The 12,692-nt window shown below is 60.9% G+C and carries 14 protein-coding genes; 9 read left to right on the top strand and 5 right to left on the bottom strand.

What is annotated here, in order from left to right; translation table 11 throughout:
- Positions 1–133 precede the first annotated feature (133 nt).
- Together KW840_RS02450 and KW840_RS02445 are read right to left on the bottom strand one after the other, a co-directional pair.
- Positions 134–1,555: a sensor histidine kinase gene (locus tag KW840_RS02450; protein ID WP_218494359.1), complete on the bottom strand. Its 1,422-nt coding sequence runs from the start codon at positions 1,553–1,555 to the stop codon at positions 134–136.
- Complete coding sequence (locus KW840_RS02445; RefSeq protein ID WP_218494358.1) at positions 1,545–2,264, bottom strand: response regulator transcription factor; 720 nt, start codon at positions 2,262–2,264, stop codon at positions 1,545–1,547. Before KW840_RS02445 ends, KW840_RS02450 begins: the two co-directional genes overlap by 11 nt.
- A gap of 215 nt (positions 2,265–2,479) precedes the next feature.
- Between KW840_RS02445 and KW840_RS02440 the strand changes: the two genes are divergently transcribed.
- From KW840_RS02440 to KW840_RS02425, 4 genes are all read left to right on the top strand, one after another.
- Positions 2,480–5,233 (top strand): response regulator, encoded by a 2,754-nt coding sequence (locus tag KW840_RS02440; RefSeq protein WP_218494357.1) that lies wholly within the window; start codon positions 2,480–2,482, stop codon positions 5,231–5,233.
- A 95-nt stretch (positions 5,234–5,328) separates the two neighbouring features.
- A complete protein-coding gene (locus tag KW840_RS02435) occupies positions 5,329–6,321 on the top strand; it encodes a 2-hydroxyacid dehydrogenase (protein ID WP_218494356.1) in 993 nt (330 codons plus the stop codon).
- A gap of 77 nt (positions 6,322–6,398) precedes the next feature.
- Positions 6,399–6,833 carry a hypothetical protein gene (locus KW840_RS02430; RefSeq protein WP_056728017.1) on the top strand — a complete coding sequence of 145 codons (435 nt, stop codon included), beginning with the start codon at positions 6,399–6,401 and terminating at the stop codon, positions 6,831–6,833.
- Positions 6,833–7,237: an META domain-containing protein gene (locus KW840_RS02425; RefSeq protein ID WP_057713650.1), complete on the top strand. Its 405-nt coding sequence runs from the start codon at positions 6,833–6,835 to the stop codon at positions 7,235–7,237. Before KW840_RS02430 ends, KW840_RS02425 begins: the two co-directional genes overlap by 1 nt.
- 89 nt (positions 7,238–7,326) lie before the next feature.
- Here KW840_RS02425 and KW840_RS02420 read toward each other — a convergent pair whose 3' ends face one another.
- Positions 7,327–7,794 (bottom strand): TlpA disulfide reductase family protein, encoded by a 468-nt coding sequence (locus KW840_RS02420; RefSeq protein ID WP_154860364.1) that lies wholly within the window; start codon positions 7,792–7,794, stop codon positions 7,327–7,329.
- 114 nt (positions 7,795–7,908) lie between these two features.
- Here KW840_RS02420 and arsC point away from each other — a divergent pair, with 114 nt between their 5' ends.
- The 3 genes from arsC to KW840_RS02405 are packed head-to-tail and all read left to right on the top strand — an operon-like array spanning position 7,909 to position 9,282.
- The gene (gene arsC / locus KW840_RS02415; RefSeq protein ID WP_218494355.1) at positions 7,909–8,262 is read left to right on the top strand and encodes an arsenate reductase (glutaredoxin); all 354 of its coding nucleotides are present in this window, start codon (positions 7,909–7,911) and stop codon (positions 8,260–8,262) included.
- Complete coding sequence (gene wrbA / locus KW840_RS02410) at positions 8,259–8,855, top strand: NAD(P)H:quinone oxidoreductase (RefSeq protein ID WP_057713647.1); 597 nt, start codon at positions 8,259–8,261, stop codon at positions 8,853–8,855. Before arsC ends, wrbA begins: the two co-directional genes overlap by 4 nt.
- A 1-nt stretch (position 8,856) precedes the next feature.
- Positions 8,857–9,282 carry a DUF2069 domain-containing protein gene (locus KW840_RS02405; protein ID WP_090457293.1) on the top strand — a complete coding sequence of 142 codons (426 nt, stop codon included), beginning with the start codon at positions 8,857–8,859 and terminating at the stop codon, positions 9,280–9,282.
- 100 nt (positions 9,283–9,382) lie between these two features.
- On the opposite strand, the gene KW840_RS02400 is transcribed toward KW840_RS02405, so the two are convergent.
- Positions 9,383–10,057 carry a DNA-3-methyladenine glycosylase I gene (locus tag KW840_RS02400; protein ID WP_218494354.1) on the bottom strand — a complete coding sequence of 225 codons (675 nt, stop codon included), beginning with the start codon at positions 10,055–10,057 and terminating at the stop codon, positions 9,383–9,385.
- A 195-nt stretch (positions 10,058–10,252) separates the two neighbouring features.
- Entirely contained in the window at positions 10,253–11,077 is an 825-nt protein-coding gene (gene ttcA / locus KW840_RS02395; protein ID WP_008051493.1) for a tRNA 2-thiocytidine(32) synthetase TtcA, read from the bottom strand.
- A gap of 282 nt (positions 11,078–11,359) precedes the next feature.
- Between ttcA and KW840_RS02390 the strand changes: the two genes are divergently transcribed.
- Together KW840_RS02390 and KW840_RS02385 are read left to right on the top strand one after the other, a co-directional pair.
- The gene (locus KW840_RS02390; RefSeq protein ID WP_007988750.1) at positions 11,360–11,962 is read left to right on the top strand and encodes a Yip1 family protein; all 603 of its coding nucleotides are present in this window, start codon (positions 11,360–11,362) and stop codon (positions 11,960–11,962) included.
- Between the two features lie 157 nt (positions 11,963–12,119).
- The gene (locus KW840_RS02385) at positions 12,120–12,614 is read left to right on the top strand and encodes a SprT family zinc-dependent metalloprotease (protein ID WP_057713644.1); all 495 of its coding nucleotides are present in this window, start codon (positions 12,120–12,122) and stop codon (positions 12,612–12,614) included.
- The last annotated feature ends 78 nt before the right edge of the window (positions 12,615–12,692 follow it).

Raw genomic sequence — 12,692 nt, 5'->3', positions numbered from 1 at the left:
CCGGCAAACGTTCCCAGGCCATATCACGCAAAGTGCGGTGCTTATGGCTTATGGGAATAAGCAGATATGTTGCGGTGAACAGGAGGGCCTAATCGCGAGCAAGCTCGCTCGCTCCCACAGGGTGCCGGGGTGATCACAGGTTTCGCGGTTCAAGCACGGTCAGTGTGGGAGCGGGATTGCCCGCGATGGCGTCGGCACTGGCGCTATCAACATCCGCCAACAACCGCATGTTCAGGCGCAACCCGGTTCCGGTGTTCTGTGCCCACAACTGTCCGCCCTGACGCTGCACCGCGTTTCGGGCGATGCTCAAGCCCAGGCCAAACCCACCATCCCCCGGCCGCGAACCGTCGAGTCGGGTGAACGGCAGGAAGATCCGCTCCAGATCAGCTTCCGCCACGCCGCCGCCCTGATCCTCCAGCCATAGATGCCAGAAATCTCCATCACGCTGGCCGCCGAGCAGGACAACCCCACCATCAGGTGAATGCCGTATCGCATTGCGCAGAATGTTTTCCAATGCCTGGGCCAGGGTGTTGAGATGACCGCGAACCCAGCAGGATGAATCTACGGTGCATTGCAACTGCGTATCGGGCCAACCACTTTCATAGCAGGCGTTCTCCGTGAGCATTTCCCACAGGGCCTGGATCTGGATCGCTTCGTCAGGCAAACGGGTGCGCTCGGTATCGAGCCACGCCAGTTGCAGCGTGTCTTCCACCAGCCGCTGCATGCCATCGACTTCACGGCCGATGCGTTCGCGCAATGGCTCCAGCCCCTGCTCGCTTTCACTGGCCACCCGCAGGCGGCTCAAGGGCGTGCGCAATTCGTGGGACAAGTCGCGCAGCAGTTGCTGCTGCAAGGCCACAGTGCTTTGCAGGCGCTCGGACATGTGATCGAACGCCCTGCCCAACTCGCCCAATTCATCGGAACGATTGGTAGTGCGGCTCGACAGGCGCACATTCAGTTGGTCGGCACGCCAGGCATTGGCCTGTTCACGCAGACTGTTGAGCGGCACCACCAACAAACGATACAGCCCGACGCACAACAGCAAGGTGAACAATCCCGGAATCACGCCGTTGGTGATCACCCGCCAGAACACCCGGTAACGCCCGGGTACGAAGCGTTTGGGCAACTCGATCACCAGGCTGCCGACGGAGGGGTCACCGGGAAAGGGTATGCGCATCCACGGCCGGCCTTTCTTGTGGATGGGCCAATCGAGGCCGCGCAAAAAAGTCAGGCGTTCGACTTCCTTGTCCGTCAGCGATTGGTTGCTCAAGGACTGCAAATCACCGCCGATGACACCGACCCAGCCTTTTTCCCGCTGATGCATGCCTTGCAGCCAGTCATCGATACCGGCGCTCTGACGCTGCTGCCATGCCTGCTCGGCTTCAGCGGCATAACCGGACAGGGTGCCGCGGGCCTCATCGGAGAGGAACTGGTTACGCTGCTCCATGTAACGGCCCCAGGACCAACTCAGCCAGATCATCAGCAGACAGAAAGCGACCAATAGACAGGCCAGTTTCCAGAACAGCGAATGCCTGCCCGGCAAGTTACATTTCATCGGCGGCGCTCAGGATGTAGCCCTTGCCCCAAACCGTACGCACTTCGCGCTCGGTGTAGCCAATGGCCTTGAGCTTGCGGCGGATCTGGCTGATGTGCATGTCCAGGCTGCGGTCATGGGCCGCGTAACCGCGCTGCAGCACCTGTTGATAAAGAAAGGCTTTGCTCAGTACTTCGTCGGCGCTGCGGTGCAGCGTCTCCAGCAACCGATACTCGCTGCGGGTCAGGCCACCGGCCTGTTCGCCATAAAAGACCTCGAAGCTTTCATCGTCGAAACGCAGGCTGTCCATCGACGGCGCCGGCACGGCGGGCGCGGGTCGGCGGTCGAGTGCCACCCGCCGCAGAATGGCTTCGATGCGCACCCGCAACTCCACCATGCTGAAGGGCTTTGGCAGGTAATCATCAGCCCCCAGGCGAAAGCCGCTGATGCGATCGGCCTCGGCACCGAGGGCCGACATCAGCAACACCGGGGTGGAATGGCTCTGGCGCAATTGGGTCAGTACCGCCAGGCCGTCCATGCCCGGCAGCAGGATATCCATCAACACCACGTCGAATGGTTGCCGGCGGGCAATGTCCAGGCCTTCCTGACCGTTCTGGCACCAGGTCACCTGGAAGCCGCTGCGGTCCAGATGCTCATGAACGTAGGCTCCGAGCACAAGGTCGTCTTCGATGGACAGGATTCGGGGAAGGCCGGCAGTGATGGGAGTCATGACTATCTGCAAATAATTCTCAGTTGAGCGATTATTCAAGATTGCCTCGCCAGGGGCAACCCACCGTTTGTCCGTATTGCCAATGAGTCGTCCGGACCGACGAATGACGGCACCATTTTTACGAAGATTGCCCGCGAGCAAATCGCTACACTGCGCAAGTGGTGCATGGCGGATGCATGTGCAGGCCTATAAATAGCGGGATGCAGGAGAGATGCGTGCTCAAGAAACTGGGAATCAAAGGCCGCGTGCTGTTGCTGACCCTGTTGCCAACCAGCCTGATGGCGTTGGTGCTGGGGGGATATTTTACCTGGATGCAACAGGCTGACCTGCAAACCCAACTCATGCAGCGCGGCGAAATGATCGCCGAGCAGTTGGCTCCACTGACGGCGCCAGCCATGGGCCATCAGGACAACGAACTGCTCGAACGCATCGCCACCCAGGCCCTGGAACAAACCGACGTGCGGGCCGTGACCTTCCTGGCTCCTGACCGCACGCTGCTGGCCCACGCCGGCCCGACCATGCTCAACCAGACACCCTCCGGCAGTGGCACGCAGATGCTGCGCCGCAGTGGCAACGATGCGACCCGCTATCTGCTGCCGGTATTCGGCAAACACCGCAACCTGGCCGGGGACGTGATTCCCGAAGAAGCCGACCGCCTGCTGGGCTGGGTCGAGCTTGAACTGTCCCATAACAGCATGCTGTTGCGCGGTTACCGCAGCCTGTTCGCCAGCCTGATGTTAATCGTGGCGGGGCTGATAGGTGCGGCACTGCTGGCCTTGCGCATGGGTCGCACGATCAATCGGCCATTGAGCCAGATCAAGCAAGCCGTGGCTCAACTCAAGGACGGTCATCTGGAAACCCGCCTGCCGCCACTCGGCAGTCAGGAACTGGACGAGTTGGCCTCCGGCATCAACCGCATGGCCGGCACCCTGCAAAATGCGCAGGAAGAATTGCAGCACAGCATCGACCAGGCCACCGAAGACGTGCGCCAGAATCTGGAAACCATCGAGATCCAGAACATCGAACTGGACCTGGCGCGCAAGGAAGCCCTGGAAGCGAGCCGGATCAAGTCCGAATTCCTGGCCAACATGAGCCATGAAATCCGCACGCCGCTCAACGGCATTCTCGGTTTCACCCACCTGCTGCAAAAAAGCGAGCTCACCCCGCGCCAGCTCGACTACCTGGACACCATCGAAAAATCCGCCGACAGCCTGCTGGGCATCATCAACGAGATTCTCGACTTTTCGAAAATCGAGGCCGGCAAGCTGGTGCTCGACCATATTCCGTTCAACCTGCGCGACCTGCTACAGGACACCCTGACCATCCTCGCCCCGGCTGCCCACGCCAAGCAGCTGGAACTGGTGAGCCTGGTGTACCGGGACACGCCGCTGTCGCTGGTGGGCGACCCACTGCGGCTCAAGCAGATCCTGACGAACCTGGTGAGCAACGCGATCAAGTTCACCCGCGAAGGCACCATCGTCGCCCGCGCCATGCTCGAAGAAGAACACGAAGACACCGTGCAGTTGCGCATCAGCATTCAAGACACAGGCATCGGTCTTTCGAACCAGGACGTACGCGCCCTGTTCCAGGCCTTCAGCCAGGCCGACAACTCGCTGTCGCGGCAACCCGGCGGTACTGGCCTGGGCCTGGTGATTTCCAAGCGCCTGATCGAACAGATGGGCGGTGAGATAGGCGTCGACAGCACGCCGGGGGAAGGGTCGGAATTCTGGATCAGCCTGAGCCTGCCAAAAACCCGCGACGATGCCGAAGACCTGCCCTCGGCACCCTTGCTCGGGCGACGGGTGGCGGTACTGGAAAACCACGAGCTGGCACGGCAGGCGTTGCAGCATCAACTGGAAGACTGCGGCCTCAGCACCACACCGTTCAATACCCTGGAAAGCCTGACCAATGGCGTCACCGCCGCCCACCAGACCGACCAGGCGATCGACCTCGCCGTGCTCGGCATCACCAGTAACGACATGCCGCCGGAACGCCTCAACCAGCACATCTGGGACCTCGAGCATCTTGGCTGCAAAGTGCTGGTGCTGTGCCCGACCACGGAACAGACGCTGTTCCATCTTTCCGTGCCCAACCCCCACAGCCAGCTCCAGGCTAAACCGGCCTGCACCCGCAAGCTGCGACGCTCCCTGTCTGACCTGGTCAACCCGCGGTCTATGCGCAGCGAGCCGGGCGAACCGGTATCCAGCCGTGCCCCGAAGGTGCTTTGCGTCGACGACAATCCGGCCAACCTGATGCTGGTGCAAACCCTGCTCGAAGACATGGGCGCCAAGGTACTCGCGGTGGAAAGCGGTTATGCCGCCGTCAAGGCGGTGCAGAACGAGACATTCGATCTGGTGTTGATGGACGTGCAGATGCCCGGCATGGACGGTCGCCAGAGCACCGAGGCGATCCGCCAGTGGGAAAGCGAACGCCATTGCACGCCGCTGCCGATCGTGGCCCTCACTGCCCACGCCATGGCCAACGAAAAACGCGCGCTGCTGCAAAGCGGCATGGACGACTACCTGACCAAACCGATCAGTGAACGGCAATTGGCGCAAGTGGTGCTGAAGTGGAGCGGCCTGGCGCTGCGCAATCACAGTCCGGAGCGCTCCGGCGATGGGCATGCTGGCACCCATGACCTGTTGGTGCTCGACCACGAGGAAGGATTGCGCCTGGCTGCCGGCAAGGCCGATCTGGCCGCGGACATGCTGGCGATGCTGCTGGCGTCACTGGAGGCTGACCGCGAAGCCATCCGACTGGCTCGGCAAAGCAATGAACACAACGCCCTGGTCGAACGGGTCCATCGCCTGCATGGCGCGACGCGTTACTGCGGCGTACCGCAATTGCGTGCGGCCTGCCAACGCAGCGAAACCCTGCTCAAGCAACAGGACCCGAAAGCCAGCCTGGCACTGGATGAGCTCGACCGGGCAATCAATCGCCTGGCAGCCCAGGCGCGCATGAATGCTTGATGCAGCGCAATCGCGAAGGGCTGTTGGCGAGTTAACCTGGGGACTGTCGAATGCCGGCTTGCTCAACGGCGCAGGCCACCTTCAAGGAGCACCGCATGCGTACGATTCTTTTCAGCAGCCAGAACTACGACCGCGACAGCTTTCTCGCGGCCGGGCAACCGGCCGGCATCGAGCTGCAATTTCAGACTGCGCGCCTGAGCCTCGACACGGTAGCGCTCGCCCAAGGGTATGAAGCGGTCTGCGCGTTCATCAATGATGACCTTGGCGCTGCGGTACTCGAGCGCCTGGCCGCTGGAGGCACACGCCTGATCGCCCTGCGCTCGGCCGGTTACAACCATGTCGACTTGCCGACAGCAAAACGCCTGGGACTGGCCATCGTGCGTGTCCCGGCCTATTCGCCCCACGCCGTTGCCGAACATGCAGTAGCGCTGATCCTCGCACTCAACCGCCGCTTGCCCCGCGCCTACAACCGCACTCGCGAAGGGGATTTCAGACTGCAGGGGCTGACCGGTTTCGATCTGGTGGGCAAGACCGTCGGCGTGGTCGGCACCGGTCAGATTGGTGCCACCTTCGCCAAAATCATGAGCGGATTTGGCTGCCGGTTGCTGGCCTATGACCCCTACCCCGACCCGCAGGTCGAAGCCCTCGGCGCTCGCTACCTGAGCCTGCCGCAATTGCTGGCCGAATCGCAGATCATCAGCCTGCACTGCCCGCTCAACGAGCAGAGCAAGTACTTGATCAACCGCGAGTCCCTGGCGCACATGCAACCGGGCGCGATGTTGATCAATACCGGGCGTGGCGGTCTGGTGGACACCCCGGCACTGATCGATGCCCTGAAAGACGGTCGCCTGGGTTACCTGGGGCTGGATGTGTATGAGGAGGAAGCGCAGTTGTTCTTCGAGGACCGCTCCGACCTGCCGTTGCAAGACGATGTGCTGGCCAGGCTGCTGACCTTTCCTAACGTGATCGTCACCGCGCACCAGGCGTTCCTGACCCGCGAAGCACTGGACGCGATTGCCGCCACCACATTACACAACATTGCAGCCTGGACGGCGGGCACCCCGGAAAACCTGGTGACGGGAGACTGAAACGGATCGAAGGTCATCTACCTGCGCGATGCGGCGTACAAGCCCGTGCTAGCATATCGCGCATATTTGGAGGACCCATGGTCGAACACGATTTCCGCTACAGCCTGATGAACCCGCAACACACCCTCACTGAATGCCGCGCCCTGGTGCCGGGGCGCTATCAAGTCACCGGCAACGGTGGTTCGATTCGCAACAATGACGTGCTGGTTGTGACCCTCAAGGGTGCCAAGGACTTGTCCATGCGCCTGACCGTCGAAACGGTTCGCCACCTGATCAACCCGCCCGGCCAATGGGTCGCGGTAGCCAGTGGCCCGGTGTTCGGCGAACTGGCCATCCACACCTGGCAAGTGAACTGTGACAGCTGTGCCAAAGAGCTGAGCTTCGAGTTTGCCGTCGATGCCAAGCTGGGCAACAAGGCCGAAAAGCCTGCCGCCACCGCGCGGATTGCCGAGTTGGGCTGGACCAGCGTTGGCGAGAAACACCTGTGCCCGAAATGCCAGGAGCCTGCGTGATGAAAGGCCTCGCTCTGACCGCCATGGTCGGTGCCGGCCTGCTGGGCTGCGCCGCCGAGCCGGTGCAACTGCAACAGAACCGCAGCTACATTCTGGAGTGGATCGGCGAGCGGCCGTTGATGGACTACAGCCACCTGACCGTCACCCTCGACGAAGATGGCCGGGCCTACGGCAATGGCGGCTGCAACCACTGGTTCGCGCCGTACACCCTCGATGGCGACAAACTGACCTTCGGCAAAATCGGCAGCACCCGCAAATTGTGCGCGCCGGCACTGATGGAACAGGAAAAACGCTTCCTTCAGGCCCTGGAAAACGTCCAGCGTTGGGACGTCTCCCCGATCGAGCAGATACGCTTCTGGCCAGCCGAAGGCAAGCCGTTACGTTGGTGGCTCGAGGAGGGTTGATCGCCCTTTCAGCACGCTGAAACCAGTGGGGAGGGGGCTTGCCCCCTCGCCACAAAAAGCCCCTGACCACAATGAAAACGATCATCTGATCAATTCTTCGCCTGCAACGCCTCAAGCTTCGCCATCACCCCCGCCGCCGTCTGTTCACCCATCAACTGCTCACGCACCTTGCCCTTGTTATCGACGATGTAGGTCACCGGCAATGCTTCGCTGCGCGGCAGCTCGAACAGTTCGGAAGGGTCCTGGGCCAGCACGGTGAACCTGATCCCAAGTTTCTCGCTCGCGTCCTTCAGTTCTTGCCCCTGGACATTGTCGAAGTTGACCCCGAACACACCGATTTTCTTGTCCTTGAGCTGCTCAGCCAAGGCATTCAACTCCGGTATCTCGGTACGGCAAGGCCCGCACCATTCTGCCCAGTAGTTCAGGACCAGCCATTTGCCGTCCAGTCGGTCGGCGGCGATCTTGTGGCCGTCCTGGTCGATGCCATAGTCATTACCGCAGCCCCCCAGCATCAACGCCCCAATAATCGCCAATGCTGCTGCCAGTCGCCTTGTCATGTCGTGTTCCTTGTCAAAAATTGAATGCACCTGCGACCCATCGCCTCTTACGGTTCTGGATTGCGCGCTGCACAGTTAGAATAGCCGCCACCTTACGCAAGATGCGACCCGCTCATGACCGATCTGACGCTTTATCACAATCCGCGCTGCTCGAAATCCCGCGGTGCGCTCGAACTGCTTGAAGCCCGTGGCCTGACCCCGACCGTGGTCCGTTACCTGGACACTCCGCTGGACGCCGCGCAAATCCAGAGCCTGCTGGGCAAACTCGGGATCAGCGCCCGGCAATTGCTGCGCACCGGCGAGGACGAGTACAAGACCCTTGACCTGGCCGACAGCAGCCTGAGCGAAGCGCAATTGATTGCCGCCATCGCCGCCCACCCGAAACTGATGGAACGACCGATTCTCGAAGTCGGCAACAAGGCCATCATCGGCCGCCCACCGGAGCAGATCCTGGAACTGTTGCCATGAGTGCACCGTACATTCTGGTTCTGTACTACAGCCGCAGCGGCTCGACCAACGAAATGGCCCGGCAGATCGCCCGTGGTGTCGAACAGGCCGGGCTTGAGGCCCGCCTGCGCACGGTGCCGGCGATTTCCAGCGAGTGCGAAGCCGTTTCGCCGGAGATTCCCGACGAAGGCGCGCTGTATGCCAGCCTCGACGACCTGAAGAACTGTGCCGGCCTGGCACTCGGCAGTCCGACCCGCTTCGGCAACATGGCGGCACCACTGAAGTATTTCCTCGACGGCACCAGCAACCTGTGGCTGACCGGCGCCCTGGTGGGAAAACCGGCGGGTGTGTTCACCTCCACCGCGAGCCTGCACGGCGGTCAGGAGACCACGCTGCTGTCGATGATGCTGCCGTTGCTGCACCATGGCATGCTGATCACCGGCCTGCCCTACAGCGAGTCGGCACTGCTGGAAACCCAGGGAGGCGGTACGCCATACGGCGCCAGCCACCACGCCGGTGCCGACGGCAAAAGCGGTCTGGATGCCCATGAAGTGGCGTTGTGTCGCGCGCTGGGTCTGCGCCTGGCCAAGACCGCACAGAAACTGGAGAGCTGAGGTGGCCAAGAAGCCGAAGATCCTGCCCGCCCTCGAATGGCTCGAACCACGCGTCAAGGCGATGCGCGCCATCAGCCTGCTGTGCTTTTTCGGCCTGGTGGGACTGCTGTGTGTTTACTACCTGGCGATTGCCGATCTGCATGGGGCACGCCCCTGGGTGATCCTGTTGATCGAACTGGTGCCACTGCTGATTCTGGCACCGGGGATGATCGTCGGCAGCCCTCGCGGGCATTCGTGGATGTGCTTTGTGGTGAACCTGTACTTCATCAAGGGCGCATTGGCTGCCTATGACCCGAACCGGCAAGTCTTCGGCTTGCTGGAGATGGGCGCGAGTCTGGCGGTGTTTTGCTCGGCGCTGTTGTATGTGCGGTGGCGGTATCAGTTGAACCGCAAGTTGGCTGGCGAGGGCGAACCCTCCGTCGCCTGACCCACCGCTATCGCGAGCTGGCTCGCTCCCACAGGGGATTTTGTGAACGACACAGATCCAATGTGGGAGCGGGCTTGCCCGCGATTGGGGCGACTCGGTCTCAATGATTGACTGTGTAAGCCAGCATCATCGAAATCTGGCTCATCGGCCGCCCGCCGCTTTCCTCATGCCACTGATTGAACACGTCCTGCACCAACGCCAGGTCGCGCAGACTGCTCGGCACCTTGTCGATGATGTCCTGCGCATTCAGCGCCGCCACCACGTCATAGCTCGGTACAAAGGTGTCCTTGCCGATCATCCGCAAGAAGCGCGGGGCTGACAGCCCGCCCAACTGATGCCCACGTTTTTTCAGGAAGGTCCAGAGCCCGACGATATCGGTCACCGGCCAGTCGGCGATGAGCGCGCCGAAGCTGCCCTTTTCATGGGCCACATCCAGTATGAACTGCGCATTGCGCGGCACGCTCTTGAGCTTGCCCAGGTGACGGATGATCCGCGTGTCCTGCATCAGGCGCTCAAGGTGCTCGGCGCTCATCAGCACGACTTTTTCCGGGTCGAACCTGAAGAACACTTCTTCGAAGGCCGGCCACTTGGCATCCACCAGGCTGTGCTTGAGCCCGGCGCGGAACACCCGCAGCGCCATCATCGAGAGGTAGCGATCGTCGCTGATCTTGCGCAGTTGCGCGGGAGTCTTGGGAACGGGCAGATGGGCTTCCAGTTCAGCCACCGAACCGAAGCGGTTCAAGCAGTACTCATTCAGCCACTTGTAGTCGCGCATGCCCTCTCCTGGAGGTTGAAACAAAATACAGTTGTAGAGTGAGCCTGTGGCGAGGGGGCTTGCCCCCGTTGGGCTGCGAAGCGGCCCAAGATCTCCCAAGCACCAAAGATCTTGTGAGTGCTACGCACTCAAACAGGGCGGTGCGGCGTTCCGACAAGCCCCCTCACCACAGGCTCGCGCCCACAGTAGTTGTGGTCAGAGGTTGACCACGTTGACGAAGCGCGATGCGGCGCTTTCGTCGATCTTGAGGCTGGTGAAGTCGAACAGGTTGCGATCCGCCAGTTGGGACGGGATCACGTTCTGCAGGCTACGGAAAATGCTCTCGGTACGGCCCGGGGTCTTGCGTTCCCAGTCCAGCAGCATTTCCTTGACCACCTGACGCTGCAGGTTCTCCTGGGAACCGCAGAGGTTGCACGGAATGATCGGGAATTGCTTGAAGTCCGAGTAGGCCTGGATGTCTTTTTCGTTGCAGTAGGCCAGCGGGCGGATCACCACATTACGACCATCGTCGGCGCGCAGCTTCGGTGGCATGGCCTTGAGCGAACCGTTGAAGAACATGTTCAGGAAGAACGTTTCGACGATGTCGTCGCGATGGTGACCGAGGGCCATCTTGGTCGCGCCGATTTCATCGGCGAAGGTGTAGAGCGTGCCGCGACGCAGGCGCGAGCACAGCGAGCAGGTGGTCTTGCCTTCCGGGATCAATTCCTTGACCACCGAGTAAGTGTCTTTCTCGACGATGTGGTACTCGATCCCCAGTTCCTTGAGGTAGGCCGGCAGCACGTGCTCCGGGAAACCCGGCTGCTTCTGGTCCATGTTCACGGCCACGATCTCGAACTTGATCGGCGCGACCTTCTGCAAGTGCATCAGCACATCGAGCATGGTGTAGCTGTCCTTGCCACCGGACAGGCAGACCATGACCTTGTCGCCGTCTTCAATCATGTTGAAATCGGCAACTGCCTCTCCGGCCAGTCGGCGAAGGCGCTTTTGCAGTTTGTTCTGGTTGACCGTGAGAGTGCCCATGACGCGAAATCCGTGAGGTGTGACGAAAGGCCGGCATTTTACGCAAAAACGCCTCAGGGGCGAAGTGCCTCGCCAAAAGGGCTGTTCGCCACAGACCCTGCGGCGATTAACAACTGCGTTTACAGCGCGATTTGCTCTAAAGCCCTTACTCCCTCTGAGGAAACTCCTCCCTATACTGCGACATAAGGTCACATACAAATTCAGACCTATGACTTGCTTGGCCGCATTGGCCCGTAGGCGCTCCACTGGGGGGCGACGGTAAAAACAAGAGGAGTGACTGGCATGATCCATCACGTAGTGGGGCTCTTCACCCACCCTGACCAAGAATGGAAAGAAATCCGTGGCGACCAGGAGGAAAGCATCAGCCACATGTACCTGACCCATACGCTGATCCTGGCGGCGATCCCCGCCGTGTCTGCCTTTATTGGCACCACACAGGTCGGCTGGGTCATCGGCAATCGACCTCCCGTAATGCTGACCGTAGAAAGCGCAATATGGATGACGGTCATGTCGTACCTGGCGATGCTCGGTGGTGTGGCCGTAATGGGCGCCTTCATCCACTGGATGGCCCGCACCTATGACGCCAACCCAAGCCTGGCCCGTTGCATTGCGTTTGCCACCTACACCGCTACACCGCTGTTCATCGGCGGTCTCGCCGCCTTGTACCCACACCTGTGGCTGGGGATGATCGTCGGTACCGCAGCGATCTGCTACACGGTGTACTTGCTGTATGTGGGCTTGCCGACATTCATGAACATTCCATCTGACGAGGGCTTCCTGTTTTCAAGTTCGGTGCTCGCCGTAGGCCTGGTGGTGCTGGTCGCCATCATGGCGTTCACAGTAATTGTCTGGGGACTCGGCGTGGGCCCGGTCTACACCAGTTAGCCGCTCATCACTGAAAATCAGAACTGCCGACAAAGGCCGCCGCAAGGCGGTCTTTTCATTCTTCAGCAACGAGAACGCACACGACCATTCGGCAACCTGGTGATTCGCAAGGTCCGAAGGTTGCGGCATACTCGACCGCTCTGGAGATCCATCAAGCATGCCCGAGCAACTCAATACCCGCGTCGAAGACTGTTTCCAACTAGCCGAATCCTTTTTCAAACGACCTTTCAAGCGCCCCGTGGTGAGCCTCAAGCTGCGCGGGCAAAAAGCCGGTGTCGCGCATTTGCACGAGAACCTGCTGCGCTTCAACCCGCAGCTGTACCGGGAAAATACCGAAGATTTCCTCAAGCAGACCGTGGCCCATGAAGTCGCGCACCTGATCGCCCACCAACTGTTCGGCGACCGCATCCAACCCCATGGTGAAGAGTGGCAACTGATCATGCGCGGCGTGTACGAACTGCCGCCCAACCGCTGCCACACCTATGACGTCAAACGCCGCAGCGTGACCCGCTACATCTACAAGTGCCCGTGCGTCGACAGCGACTTCCCGTTTTCGGCACAGCGCCACAGCCTGGTTCGGCAGGGACGGCGGTATTTGTGTCGGCGGTGCCGCAATACGTTGGTGTTCAGTGGCGAGATGCGGGTCGAGTAGTTGGATTTTCGGTGTTTGTGCTGCCGCCATCGCGAGCAAGCTCGCTCCCACAGGGAATCTGTGGCGTGACACAAACCC

The organism is Pseudomonas sp. PDM30, from assembly GCF_019218985.1.
In the GTDB taxonomy this organism is placed as follows: Bacteria; Pseudomonadota; Gammaproteobacteria; order Pseudomonadales; family Pseudomonadaceae; genus Aquipseudomonas; species Aquipseudomonas jessenii.
Note: the sequence above shows the minus strand (reverse complement) of the source record. Positions and strands in the feature narration are given on the sequence as shown.

Excerpts from the sequence above, each read along its gene's own strand:
- KW840_RS02425 (WP_057713650.1), top strand. The coding sequence starts at position 6,833 with ATGAAAGGCCTCGCTCTGACCGCCATGGTCGGTGCCGGCCTGCTGGGC.
- KW840_RS02450 (WP_218494359.1), bottom strand. The coding sequence starts at position 1,555 with ATGAAATGTAACTTGCCGGGCAGGCATTCGCTGTTCTGGAAACTGGCC.
- KW840_RS02445 (WP_218494358.1), bottom strand. The coding sequence starts at position 2,264 with ATGACTCCCATCACTGCCGGCCTTCCCCGAATCCTGTCCATCGAAGAC.
- KW840_RS02435 (WP_218494356.1), top strand. The coding sequence starts at position 5,329 with ATGCGTACGATTCTTTTCAGCAGCCAGAACTACGACCGCGACAGCTTT.
- KW840_RS02420 (WP_154860364.1), bottom strand. The coding sequence starts at position 7,794 with ATGACAAGGCGACTGGCAGCAGCATTGGCGATTATTGGGGCGTTGATG.
- KW840_RS02385 (WP_057713644.1), top strand. The coding sequence starts at position 12,120 with ATGCCCGAGCAACTCAATACCCGCGTCGAAGACTGTTTCCAACTAGCC.
- ttcA (WP_008051493.1), bottom strand. The coding sequence starts at position 11,077 with ATGGGCACTCTCACGGTCAACCAGAACAAACTGCAAAAGCGCCTTCGC.
- KW840_RS02400 (WP_218494354.1), bottom strand. The coding sequence starts at position 10,057 with ATGCGCGACTACAAGTGGCTGAATGAGTACTGCTTGAACCGCTTCGGT.
- KW840_RS02430 (WP_056728017.1), top strand. The coding sequence starts at position 6,399 with ATGGTCGAACACGATTTCCGCTACAGCCTGATGAACCCGCAACACACC.
- wrbA (WP_057713647.1), top strand. The coding sequence starts at position 8,259 with ATGAGTGCACCGTACATTCTGGTTCTGTACTACAGCCGCAGCGGCTCG.
- KW840_RS02390 (WP_007988750.1), top strand. The coding sequence starts at position 11,360 with ATGATCCATCACGTAGTGGGGCTCTTCACCCACCCTGACCAAGAATGG.
- arsC (WP_218494355.1), top strand. The coding sequence starts at position 7,909 with ATGACCGATCTGACGCTTTATCACAATCCGCGCTGCTCGAAATCCCGC.